The sequence below is a fragment of the Arboricoccus pini genome (genome assembly GCF_900187945.1).
Classification (GTDB): domain Bacteria; phylum Pseudomonadota; class Alphaproteobacteria; order Geminicoccales; family Geminicoccaceae; genus Arboricoccus; species Arboricoccus pini.
In genome coordinates this window covers 111227-123157 of record NZ_FYEH01000006.1, presented here as the reverse complement: position 1 = coordinate 123157, position 11931 = coordinate 111227, and the positions used below count along the sequence as shown (strand labels likewise).

At 60.0% G+C, this 11931-nt stretch carries 9 protein-coding genes; 6 read left to right on the top strand and 3 right to left on the bottom strand.

Annotation, left to right across the window (positions count from 1 at the left end):
• The first annotated feature begins 44 nt into the window (after positions 1-44).
• The 3 genes from CFB17_RS10135 to CFB17_RS10125 are packed head-to-tail and all read left to right on the top strand — an operon-like array spanning position 45 to position 4010.
• Positions 45-1436 (top strand): NAD(P)-dependent oxidoreductase, encoded by a 1392-nt coding sequence (locus tag CFB17_RS10135; RefSeq protein WP_088561426.1) that lies wholly within the window; start codon positions 45-47, stop codon positions 1434-1436.
• 12 nt (positions 1437-1448) lie between these two features.
• Positions 1449-2723 (top strand): NAD-dependent dihydropyrimidine dehydrogenase subunit PreA, encoded by a 1275-nt coding sequence (preA, locus tag CFB17_RS10130; protein ID WP_088561425.1) that lies wholly within the window; start codon positions 1449-1451, stop codon positions 2721-2723.
• Positions 2724-2762: 39 nt separating this feature from the next.
• Positions 2763-4010, top strand: a complete 1248-nt coding sequence (locus CFB17_RS10125; RefSeq protein ID WP_088561424.1) for a Zn-dependent hydrolase — start codon at positions 2763-2765, stop codon at positions 4008-4010.
• A gap of 12 nt (positions 4011-4022) precedes the next feature.
• Here the strand turns inward: CFB17_RS10125 and CFB17_RS10120 are convergent, their stop codons facing one another.
• Positions 4023-4586 (bottom strand): cupin domain-containing protein, encoded by a 564-nt coding sequence (locus tag CFB17_RS10120; protein WP_088561423.1) that lies wholly within the window; start codon positions 4584-4586, stop codon positions 4023-4025.
• A 222-nt stretch (positions 4587-4808) separates the two neighbouring features.
• Between CFB17_RS10120 and rutA the strand changes: the two genes are divergently transcribed.
• Entirely contained in the window at positions 4809-5888 is a 1080-nt protein-coding gene (rutA, locus tag CFB17_RS10115) for a pyrimidine utilization protein A (RefSeq protein ID WP_088561422.1), read from the top strand.
• 7 nt (positions 5889-5895) lie between these two features.
• On the opposite strand, the gene CFB17_RS10110 is transcribed toward rutA, so the two are convergent.
• Positions 5896-6498, bottom strand: a complete 603-nt coding sequence (locus tag CFB17_RS10110; RefSeq protein WP_322112135.1) for a VOC family protein — start codon at positions 6496-6498, stop codon at positions 5896-5898.
• Positions 6499-6565: 67 nt separating this feature from the next.
• Here CFB17_RS10110 and dnaE point away from each other — a divergent pair, with 67 nt between their 5' ends.
• Positions 6566-10030 carry a DNA polymerase III subunit alpha gene (dnaE, locus tag CFB17_RS10105; RefSeq protein ID WP_088561421.1) on the top strand — a complete coding sequence of 1155 codons (3465 nt, stop codon included), beginning with the start codon at positions 6566-6568 and terminating at the stop codon, positions 10028-10030.
• Positions 10031-10051: 21 nt separating this feature from the next.
• Here the strand turns inward: dnaE and thiM are convergent, their stop codons facing one another.
• A complete protein-coding gene (gene thiM / locus CFB17_RS10100) occupies positions 10052-10858 on the bottom strand; it encodes a hydroxyethylthiazole kinase (protein ID WP_088561420.1) in 807 nt (268 codons plus the stop codon).
• A 223-nt stretch (positions 10859-11081) separates the two neighbouring features.
• Here thiM and rpsB point away from each other — a divergent pair, with 223 nt between their 5' ends.
• Positions 11082-11918, top strand: a complete 837-nt coding sequence (rpsB, locus tag CFB17_RS10095; protein WP_088561562.1) for a 30S ribosomal protein S2 — start codon at positions 11082-11084, stop codon at positions 11916-11918.
• Positions 11919-11931 lie beyond the last annotated feature (13 nt).

The window sequence follows — 11931 nt, the reverse complement described above, 5'->3', positions numbered from 1 at the left end:
ACCATATCCGTGGCGGTTTTGCCCGGGTCAGGATGGTGCGTGTCATGAGCGTGAACGTTGCCGAGGTTGAGTCTTTGCTGGCTGGTGAGCCTGGTGAGAAGCTGTCGTCGCGTGTTCGTGGGGGACGACTGCAAAAGGAGACATACGAGCGGAATTTCGACGATCTCCATCCACCTTTCACCGTCCAAGAAGCCGTGGTCGAGGCAGATCGCTGCTATTTCTGTCACGATGCGCCCTGCCTCGAGGCGTGTCCCACGGGCATCGATATTCCAGGTTTCATCCGTGGGATCCAGACTGGCAATGTCGAGGGCGCGGGCAGGACGATATTGGGAGCCAACATTCTAGGTGGCTCATGCGCACGTGTTTGCCCGACAGAGATTCTTTGCGAGGGGGCCTGCGTTTGGCATGGTCGGAACGGCAAACCGGTCAAGATCGGTGCGTTGCAGCGCTACGCCACCGATTGGCTGATGGATCGAAGCATTCAGCCTTTCGTCCGAGCGTCGCCGTCGGGAAAGCGCGTGGCAGTCGTAGGTGCCGGACCGGCAGGCCTTGCTTGTGCCCATCACCTCAGCCGCCTCGGACACGATGTGATCATCTTCGAGCAACGGGCCAAGGCTGGCGGCCTCAATGAATACGGTATCGCCGCCTATAAAGTCCCGCATGATTTCGCGCAGCGCGAGATCGCCTATCTAATGAGCCTAGGAGGGATTGAGATCCGGCATGGCTTGATGCTGGGGCGGGATTTCGATCTGCCGGAATTGCTGCGGGGACATGATGCGGTCTTTTTAGCGATCGGCCTCGGTGCTGCCAACAGGCTGGGTTTGCCGAACGAGGATCTCGCGGGGGTCGAGGACGCCGTCGCATATATCGCCGCGCTGCGTCAGGCGGATGATCTAAGCAAACTGGAGGTCGGAGAGGACGTCGTCGTTATCGGCGGGGGCAATACCGCGATCGACATCGCGATTCAGGCCAAGCGATTGGGTGCCGTCAATGTGACCATCGCCTATCGCCGCGGATCAGCGGAGATGTCGGCCACATCGTTCGAGCAGGAACTGGCGCAGATCAATGGCTGCACCATTCGCCATTGGGCCGCTCCCGTGGCCTTGCACGGAAAGGATGGGCGGTTGACCGGAGTCGAATTCGCCACGACGGAGACCGATCCGGGGGGTAAGCTTGTTATAGGAGAAGAGCGGTTCCTCTTGCCGGCCGATCAGCTTTTCAAAGCTATCGGCCAGACCCTCGATAGAGGTGCTTTCCCAACGACGTCGAGCCCCCTTGTAGAAACTAAGATCCGGATCGATTCCGAGTTTGCAACCTCCATCATCGGAGTTTTTGCCGGTGGCGACTGTGTTTCCCGCGACCAGGATCTGACTGTGGTCGCGGTCGAGGACGGCAAACGCGCCGCAGCCGCCATCCACAACTATCTGCAGCCTTGAGAGGACGCCGCCATGGCCGACATCTCGTGCAACATCGCGGGCGTGCGCTCGCCAAATCCATTCTGGCTGGCATCGGCTCCTCCAACGGACAAGCAATATAACGTCGAGCGTGCCTTTAAAGCTGGCTGGGGCGGGGTGGTTTGGAAAACGCTCGGTGAAGACCCGCCCGTCGTCAATGTCAGTTCACGTTACGGTGCTATAGGCTATCGCGGCCAACGCATGGCGGGATTCAACAATATCGAGCTCATCACGGATCGCCCGCTCGAAATCAATTTGCGAGAGATCACGGAGGTAAAGCGAAACTGGCCGGATCGCGCCCTCATTGTGTCACTGATGGTGCCTTGCGAGGAGGCGTCCTGGCAACGCATCCTAAAGCGCGTCGAGCAGACGGGCGCCGACGCCGTTGAGTTGAATTTCGGCTGTCCGCACGGCATGTCCGAGAGAGGCATGGGCTCGGCGGTCGGTCAGGTGCCAGAATATATCGAGATGGTGACGCGCTGGTGCAAAGCCCACACGCGCATGCCCGTGTTCGTGAAGCTTACGCCGAACGTCACGAACATCCTTGCTCCCATGCGCGCCGCGCAGCTTGGCGGCGCAGACGGCGTCGCCTTGATCAATACCGTAAACTCGATCACCGGCGTCGACCTCGACCTGATGGCGCCAATGCCCATGGTAAACGGCAAGGGCACGCATGGCGGCTATTGCGGGCCGGCTGTGAAGCCGATCGCCCTTGGGATGGTGGCGGAAATTGCCCGCGACACGTGCGGTAAGCTGCCGATCTCGGGCATTGGTGGCATTGAGACTTGGCGCGATGCCGCTGAGTTCATTGCCTTGGGCAGCGGCTCGATACAGGTCTGCACCGCAGCCATGCATTACGGGTTCAAGATCGTGGGGGACATGATCTCAGGCCTTAGCCACTGGATGGATGCCAAAGGCTATGCGACCTTGGATGCATTCAAGGGAATGGCTACGCCCAACTATGTCGAGTGGGGCGAATTGGACATGAATTTTGTCACCAAAGCCCGGATCGATCAGGATCTTTGCATCAAATGCGGTCTTTGCCACATAGCCTGTGAGGACACGTCGCATCAGGCCATTGCTGCTAGCAGGCTCGAGGGTCGGCGGTACTACGAGGTTATCGAGGCCGAGTGCGTCGGTTGCAATCTCTGCCAGCATGTCTGTCCGGTCGAAGGGTGCATTGCAATGGTACCCGTCCCGACAAGCGCACCTTATCTGACCTGGAAAAATCACCCGCGCCATCCAGACAATCTGGCCACCACCGAGTAAGAGGGGCAGGTTTCGTCCCATCTATCGAGGAAATCGGTCATGAATCTGCCCGGCAGCAACATGAAGGTGGATAAAGAGCGGCTGTGGGAGTCGCTTATGGAAATGGCCAAGATCGGCGGTACGCCCAAGGGAGGTTGCAACCGGCAGACGGTCACCGATCTCGATGCGCAGGGGCGGGCCTTGTTCCGGAAATGGGTCGAGGCGGCCGGTTGCACGGTAACCATCGACGAAATGGGCAACATGATGGCGCTCAAGCCCGGGCGGCGGGCCGACCTGCCGCCAGTGGTCATTGGCAGCCACCTGGACACGCAGCCGACGGGTGGCAAGTTCGATGGGGTGCTGGGCGTGCTGTCGGGCGTCGAAATTTTGCGTACGCTTCAGGACACAGGTTACGAGCATGACCACCCGATCATGGTCGTCAACTGGACCAATGAAGAGGGTGGCCGCTTCGCCCCGGCCATGATGGCATCGGGCGTATGGGCGGGCGCTTTCACCAAAGAATGGGCTTATGCGAGCGCGGACCGCCAGGGATTCAAGTTCGGCGAGGAACTCGAGCGCATCGGCTATAGGGGCGCTCTGCCCTGCGAACCCCAGAAATGGAAATGCCATCTGGAGTTTCATATCGAGCAGGGGCCGATCCTCGAGGCGGAGCGGTTGCCAATCGGTGTGGTCGTCGGTGGCCAGGGGATTCGCTGGTACGAGTGCAGGATACACGGCAAGGATAGCCATGCCGGTTCGACGCCGATGCCACGGCGCAAGGACGCCCTGGTAGCAGCTTCGCGTGTGATCGCGGATCTCGATCAGATCGCCAGGCGTCATGCACCCCACGCCGTGATCACGGTCGGTCAGATTGATATCGAGCCGGGCAGCCGGAACGTCATACCGAGCCTGGTCAAATTCTCGATCGACGTGCGGCATCCGCAGGAAGAGGTGATCGAGACTCTGGACAGAGAGATTCGTGCTTCCATCGAGGCTGCATGCGAGCGCGATGAGATAGCCTTCGAGCTCGATCAGACTTGGTATTTTCCACCCGTGCAATTCGACGCGACATGCGTCGCTGCAATCCGGCAGGCGGCGGATGAGTTGGGTTATGGCCACAAGGATATGGTGAGTGGCCCAGGCCACGACAGTTGCTACACCGCTCGCCATGTGCCTACGGCCATGATCTTTTGTCCCTGCAAGGACGGCCTTAGTCACAATGAAGAAGAGAGCATCGAGCCGCATGAAGCGGAAGCAGGTGCGAACGTCCTGCTACGTGCAGCGCTGCAACTCGCTCAGGCTAGCTGAGAGGAGTGGGCCTTAGAACAGTATGGCCGCGCCTGAAATGAGTATCATCTGAGTAGCCGGCGATTCGAGTGCCGGGCCCAGGCGCTTCATAACGGCGCGCATGATCAATCTGTAGCCGAGAATCGCGCGCCAAGCTTGGACAATGGCTGAGGGTGGCACGCGACGGTTAAATGCTAGTTTGCGGAGGTGATCAGGGATGTGCCAGCGGGCGCGGCTGCCGCCACGAAAGAAGGCTGTGTCGCCCGCGCTCAATCGATGTACTCGGCCATCCTCGTCGGTGACGATGACCTCTCCGGACAGGACGCGGATCGTTTCCTCAAAATGAAAGTGCCAGTCGAATGTGCCGGCCGTGCACTCCCAGACCATGGTGTGACCCATCCCATCGGTGCTGCCGCTGACAATGGCCGATTGGGCAAGCGGCTGACCCTCGACGATCCATTCGGCCTCTATGGGAGCCGGTTTGAAATAGAGTTCGCCTGCGACGACGACGGCCGATTTTGACACAGTGGGCACGTTGGCTCCGCCAACGAGCGGCGCGTTGCCATCAAGAAGCGTCTCAGCAGAAACGCTAGTCATTGAGACGATCCCATCGTGATCCCAGACAGCAGGATTTTGATCTTTGGCGAGTACAGGAGTTGTTTCCAGCGCTATCTACGTCACCTTGAACTTCTTGTCATCAACTTGTCTTCTTGAGGTCCGTCGATGCGATTCATTTCAACCATAGGGCGATAGCATTCGTCTTCTGCACCGGCATGATCTTTGCTCCCCTCGTTCAAAGGTTCAGGTCGGAGATTGGTCATGGATGTCGGCGTCTTTATTCCTATAGCCAATAATGGGTGGTTGATCTCGAAGACATCGCCGCAATATATGCCGAGCTTCGATCTCAATCGTCGGGTAGTCCAGAAGGCCGAAGCCTATGGCATGAATTTCGCGCTTTCGATGGTGAAGTTGCGTGGCTTTGGCGGGGAGAGCGAGTTTTGGGACCACGCGCTCGATTCGTTCACGCTGATGGCTGGCATCGCTGCCGTTACTAGCAAGATCAAGCTGTTTGCCTCAGTGGCGATTCCCACATGCCCGCCTGCCTTGATCGCGCGGCAGGCTGTGACGATCGATTCGATCGCTCCGGGGCGTTTTGGCGTCAACATCGTCTCTGGCTGGCACGTGGCGGAATACTCGCAGATGGGTCTTTGGCCCGGCGACGACTATTTTCGCTATCGTTACGATTACGCCTCGGAATATGTTCGCGTTATGAACGAGCTCTGGTCGGAGGGCCGCTCCGATTTCAAGGGCAGCTATTTCCGGATGGACGATTGCCGGCTGAGCCCTCGCCCTGTCCGCATGCCCGAAATCGTGGGCGCAGGTCAGAGCGATCGGGGCATGGAGTTCGTCGCAACTTACGGCAACTATAATTTCTGTTTCGGCAAAGGCGTGAATACGCCCACGGCACATTCAGATGTGCCGGCCCGGCTAATGCGTGCTGCGGCAAAGACAGGGCGTGACGTCGGCACCTATGCGCTTTTTATGGTGATTGCCGACGAGACAGACGACGCGGCGATGGCGAAGTGGCAGAGTTATCGAGCGGGCGCCGATCTGGACGCGCTCGCCTGGATGGCGGCGCAAAGCGCCACCGACAGCACCGCGAGCGTACATTCCACGGCAACTCACATGAATCTGCCGGAGGGAGCGGTGAACTTCAATATGGGGACAATCGTTGGCTCCTATGCCACCGTCGCCCGTCTGCTGGACGAGGCTGCGACCGTGCCGGGCACCAAGGGGCTCATGCTGACTTTCGATGAGTTTTTGATCGGCATGGACCAGTTCGGCCAGCGTATTCAGCCGCTTATGCGGTCACGTGCCGATGTCTCGGGCGCCACCTGAGCTGATCTTAGCGCCGAACGACCGGATGGCCGGCATAGGAGGCGATCTCGATCAGGCTGCCGTCCGGGTCTCGGCAATAGATGGAATCAAGCGTGCCCAGCGCTCCCTGTTTCTTGGTCGGTCCGGCTTCTATCGAGACACCTAAAGTACGCAGATGCGTCATGACTTCGGCCGGAGAGGTTGATGTCAGGAAGCAGAGATCCGCCGACCCGGGCCGGGCTTCGCTCGCCGTAAACCAATCCTTCTGACTGGCGTCAGCCGGTCTGAGATTGATCTTGCGTCGACCAAATTTCAGCGCGAGGCGCGGCCCGTCTCCACCTTGAAATTCCTCTCGCCTCATGCCGAGGACATCTTCATACCATCGGGCCGATGCCTCGACATCGGTCACGTTCAAAACGAGATGATCAAAGTCGGCAACGACAAGGCTCATGGCACAGCGCTCCATCTCCGAGTCAGCCCAATAGTCGAAACTTTGATATAAGATGGCCAGGGCGGCCGGCCATGGGGTAGGAATGCTTAAATAGCTCGCTGCTTCGATGCAGCCGATTGTTTCTCGGGCATGAGTCCGTGCAAAGTTACGCCTGTTCGTCGATCGGAGCGCGATCTCCACCCTGGTGGTTGATCCCACGCTGGTCTGACGCGACACTCAACCCCGGTCCCTATCAGTCCAGGTCCTCATGGCTTACGCATCCTTCGTCCATCTTCGCGTACGTTCGGGCTTTTCGCTGCTCGAAGGTGCTGTGAAGTTCGATGATTTGGCCAAGTCCTGTGTGGGGCTGCGGATGCCTGCGGTAGCCCTTACTGATAGCGCCAATCTCTTCGGCGCCATGCAGTTCAGTTCCTCCATGACGAAAGCGGGCGTGCAGCCGATCCTTGGCACGACGATCGCCTTGGCTTTCCTCGATGAGCGGCCGCGGACGACGACTAAGGAACCGCCAGCCGAGCCGATCGTGCTTCTGGTCAAGGATGAGCAGGGCTATCGCAATCTCTCAAAGCTACTGAGCCAAGCTTATCTCGAGTCCGATCCGACGCAGGGTTTGCGCTTTAGCATCGAGAGGCTGGAGAGCCTCAGCGAAGGCTTGATCTGCCTGACGGGAGGGAGCGCTGGACCCATTGGCCAGGCTCTTCTGCGAGGGGAAGGCGCCTATGCGGACAGGCTGACGGTGGCGCTAAAGGCCATCTTCGGGGATCGGCTCTACATCGAACTCCAGCGGCATGGCTTGCCGCAGGAGGATGAGGTCGAGGGCGAACTGCTGGAACTCGCCTATCGGCACGAGATTCCGCTCGTGGCGACAAACGACGTCCATTTCATCGCCGCCCAGATGCATGAGGCCCATGACGTGCTCCTCGCACTAGGCCAGGGTACGACGCTGCACGACCAAAATCGCCGGCGGGTAACGGTTGATCACAGGTTCAAGTCAGCCGAGGAAATGGCGGCGTTATTTGCCGATCTCCCCGAGGCGATCGCCAACACCTTGGTCGTCGCCCGACGCTGTGCCTATGCGGCACCTGAACGGAAGCCGATCCTTCCGACCTTTGCCGCCGACGAGGATGCAGAGATGCGGCGACAGGCGACGGAAGGCTTGGAGAAGCGCCTCAGGCAGGCTGTCTTCGTAAAAGACATGGACGGAGCGTCTAGGGAGAAGGCCGCACGACCCTATCACCAGCGTCTCGCCTATGAGCTCGACGTGATCAGCCAGATGAAGTTTCCTGGATACTTCCTGATCGTCTCGGACTTCATCAAATGGGCGAAGAGCCAGGGAATACCTGTGGGTCCGGGGCGCGGCTCAGGTGCGGGCTCGGTCGTCGCCTGGAGCCTCGAGATCACCGATTTGGACCCACTCCGTTTCGGACTGCTCTTTGAGCGCTTCCTCAATCCCGAGCGTGTCTCGATGCCGGACTTCGATATTGATTTTTGCGAAGAGCGGCGAGGCGAAGTGATTGCCTACGTTCGCGATCGCTACGGTGCTGACCGGGTGGCTCAGATCATCACGTTCGGCACGCTTCAGGCGCGCGCCGCGCTGCGCGATGTCGGGCGGGTCATGGGGCTGCCCTTCGGCATGGTCGACCGCATCTGCAAGCTCGTGCCGCAAAATCCCGCCAATCCGATTAATCTTACGCAGGCCCTGGAGATGGAGCCACGGCTCAAGGAGGCGATGCGCGAAGATGAGAACATCGCCCGCATGATGGACATCGCGCGCCAGCTGGAGGGATTGCCGCGTAACGCTTCCACCCACGCCGCGGGCGTGGTGATTGGCGACAGGCCGCTCGATGAACTGGTGCCGCTCTATCAAGATCCGCGCGCACAGTTGCCAGCCACGCAGTTCAACATGAAGGATGTCGAGAAGGCCGGCCTCGTCAAATTCGACTTTCTTGGGCTCTCGACCCTAACCCTGCTCCGGTTTGCCGAAGAAATCGTCCATGCAAGGGGGATCGACCTCGATCTTTCCGCCCTCGAATTAGACGATCCCGAATCCTACCGTTTGCTTGCCAAGGCGGAAACGACGGGCGTCTTCCAGCTGGAATCGGGAGGCATGCGCGACGCGCTGCGAAAGCTCAAGCCCGACTGTTTTGAGGACATCATCGCGATGGTGTCGCTCTACCGCCCGGGACCGATGGACAATATTCCACGCTACACTGCGGTGAAGCACAAACTCGAAGAGCCCGCCTATCTGCACCCGCTCCTGGAACCGATCCTTTCGGAGACGAATGGCGTCATTATCTACCAGGAACAGGTGATGGAGATCGCCAAGCAGCTGGCCGGGTATTCGCTGGGAGGCGCCGATCTTCTGCGTCGCGCGATGGGCAAGAAGATTAAGGCGGAAATGGATGCGCAGCGCGAGGTCTTCGTCAAGGGAGCCGCGGGTAACGGCATCGCTGATGATCTAGCCAACACGATTTTCGATGCCGTAGCCAAATTCGCATCCTACGGCTTCAACAAGAGCCATGCGGCCGCCTACGCGCTGCTCGCCTACCATACGGCCTATCTGAAAGCCAATCACGGCGTCGAGTTCTATGCGGCGGCAATGACGACCGAAATGGCCAGCCAAGAGAAGCTGGCGGCCTTTCGCCAGGAGATGCAAAGCCGCGGATTAGAGCTGCTGCCGCCCGATGTCGATTTCTCACAGCCTAAATTCGCCGTCGAGGACCGCTCGGACGGCAAGCCTGCCGTCCGCTTCGCTTTGGCGGCGATCAAGGGGGTCGGCCTGCATGCCATGGAAGAGCTTGTGAGAGAGCGTGTCGACGGAGAATCGTTCGGCAACATCTTTGATCTCGTTCGCCGTGTCGGCACGAAGACGCTCAACCGGCGGATTTTGGAAGCCCTGATCAAGGCGGGCGCGTTGGACGGCCTCGATGCCAACCGCAAGCGGTCGATGCTCGCGATCGATTCCGCCTTCCGTTGGGCTGCGGCCTGTCAGGAAGCGGCGGTTAGCGGGCAATGGAATATGTTCGGGAGCGGCGAACAGGCGCTACCGCCTAAACCGACCCTGCCGGAGACCGAAGACTGGCCCGCTATGGAGCGGCTGCAATACGAGATGGAGGCTATCGGCTTTTATATGTCGGCTCATCCGCTCGACAGCTACAGGTCTGCCCTCGAGCGCTTGCGCATTACACCTGCCGCCGAGTTGCGCCATGCGCTGGGCTTTGCCGAGCGCACGCGGATCAAGCTTGCCGGTGTCGTGCTGGGCAAGCAGGAGCGTGTCACCGAGCGCTCGCGCTTCGCCTTTGCGCAGCTTTCCGACCCGTCTGGGCAGTTCGAGGTTATGCTCTTCAACGAGGCACTGGCACAGTCGCGTGAGTTGCTGGAATCACGTGACCCCCTGCTGGTGGAAGTCGATGCTCGCCTGGACGGCGAGAACGTCAAGCTGAGCGTCCTGCGCATGGAAAAACTGGATGGTTTGGTCGATCGACGCGGGCCTACCTCGATCGAAATCCGGTTGGTCGATACGGAATCAGCGCTGCGCCTCAAACCGCTACTCAATACTAGCGGTGCTGGAGCGCGCATCAGGCTCGTGATCGTGGAGGAAGGCGAGGAGATCACGCTCAACCTGCCGGAGACGTATGCCCTGCCCTATCAGAGGCGGGCGGATGTTGAGCGACATCCCGGCGTACGGGAAATTCGCGACATCACGCTGCATTGAGCGCATCTCGCAGGCTGCGCATCAGGCATAGCTTAGTAGGCGGGCTTCGCTTCGCATCGCCGCGGCATCCAGCCGGTGCAACTCGTCAGCCATACGCCAGCGAAGGGTCCCCGGACCCGGGCAGTTCAAGGCCGATCGGCTGCCGGCGATCTTGAAGCTCGCGAGCGCCGCCACCGTAGACTCGAAGGCGGAATCGCCCACTGCGAGGAAGGCGCCGCTTACGGCGGTGAGTGAGCACCCCAGAGCCGTTACCTTCGTCATCAGCGGATCGCCGCCTTCTATACCCAACTCGCGGGAGCCATCGGTGACAAAGTCGGTAGCACCCGTTACGGCTACGATGGCGCCGTACGTCTTTGCCAGGGCCCGGGCAGCTGTCTGGGCACGTTCGACCGGATCGGTCGAATCGACGCCGCGGGTCGTCGTCTCCCTATCGGCCTGAAGAGCCAGGATCTCCGACGCATTGCCGCGAATGAGCGTAGGCCTCTTGGCCGCCAGTTCACGCGCCACCTGTGTGCGCCAGCGTGTGGCGCCGCAGGCGACCGGATCCAGGACCCACGGCAGGCCGATCCGACTGGCGGTGCTTGCCGCCAGTGACATGCCTTCCACCCACTCAGGCGCGATAGTGCCGATATTGATCGTCAGGGCAGAGGCGATCGCGGCAAATTCCTCGACTTCTTCTTTTGCGTGGACCATGGCGGGAGATGCACCAATCGCCAGAACCAGATTGGCTGCGATATCCATCGCCACGAAATTCGTGATGCATTGAACGAGCGGCGCGCGCGCCCTTACGCGTTCGAGCAGTTCGGCGGATATGTCGGCATACTGCATTGAGCTCTCCTCTGGCGAAGGCAGGCTAGGACGCCAACAGGCGCTGTCAATGCTAGCGGTTGCGCTTGCAAGACAATGCGAGTAAAAGCCGCCGCACCTCTCACGCGGGCTTATGCGTGCTGCTTTTGCACGCCTTCCGGTGTCCGGACGTCGATCATCCCAGATGGAGATCGTTGCCGGGCTCAATGCCTGCGGTGGAATAACCGGATCAAGGACGAAAGACGTGGCTTTTCCGACCTTTACCATGCGCCAGCTCCTCGAGGCAGGCGTCCATTTCGGTCACCAGACGCGCCGCTGGGACCCGCAGATGGCTCCCTACATCTACGGTACCCGCAACGGCGTCCATATCCTGGACCTTACTCAGACCGTGCCGATGCTGCATCGCGCCCTGCAAGCCGTGCGCGATGTCGTTGCGGCGGGCGGCCGCGTGCTCTTCGTCGGTACGAAGCGCCAGGCCCAAGAGCCGATTGCCCAGGCAGCGGCGCGATGTGGTCAGTACTACGTCAACCACCGCTGGCTGGGTGGTATGCTGACCAATCACAAGACGATTTCGCTGTCGATTAAGCGGCTGCGTGATCTTGAGGCCAAAGCCGAGGGCGGCCAAGGCGGCCTGACGAAGAAGGAGCTGCTGCAGCTGGATCGCGAACGCGAGAAGCTGGAGCGCTCGCTCGGCGGCATCAAGGATATGGGTGGCCTGCCCGACATCATTGTCGTGATCGACACCAACAAGGAGTCGATCGCGATTCAGGAAGCGGTGAAGCTGAACATCCCGGTCGTGGCCGTGGTCGACAGCAACTGCAATCCGAAAAGCATCCGCTATCCGGTCCCGGGCAACGACGACGCCAGCCGGGCGATCAATCTTTATTGCGACCTCCTTGTGGGCGCCGTTCTCGACGGTATTCAGGCCGAGATGGTGGCTTCCGGTGTCGATCTCGGTGCCATCGAGCAGCCGCTCGATGACGTCCCTGAAGAAGCGGAATCTGAGCCTGCCTTGGACAATGAGCCCGCCGAGGTGCAGAGCAATATCGGCGACTCCGAACCCGCCGCGGCCGTTCAGTGAATTAACACAAGGC

Coding starts and splice junctions, on each gene's coding strand:
- CFB17_RS10135 (WP_088561426.1), top strand. CDS start 45: ATGAGCGTGAACGTTGCCGAGGTTGAGTCTTTGCTGGCTGGTGAGCCT.
- preA (WP_088561425.1), top strand. CDS start 1,449: ATGGCCGACATCTCGTGCAACATCGCGGGCGTGCGCTCGCCAAATCCA.
- CFB17_RS10125 (WP_088561424.1), top strand. CDS start 2,763: ATGAATCTGCCCGGCAGCAACATGAAGGTGGATAAAGAGCGGCTGTGG.
- CFB17_RS10120 (WP_088561423.1), bottom strand. CDS start 4,586: ATGACTAGCGTTTCTGCTGAGACGCTTCTTGATGGCAACGCGCCGCTC.
- rutA (WP_088561422.1), top strand. CDS start 4,809: ATGGATGTCGGCGTCTTTATTCCTATAGCCAATAATGGGTGGTTGATC.
- dnaE (WP_088561421.1), top strand. CDS start 6,566: ATGGCTTACGCATCCTTCGTCCATCTTCGCGTACGTTCGGGCTTTTCG.
- thiM (WP_088561420.1), bottom strand. CDS start 10,858: ATGCAGTATGCCGACATATCCGCCGAACTGCTCGAACGCGTAAGGGCG.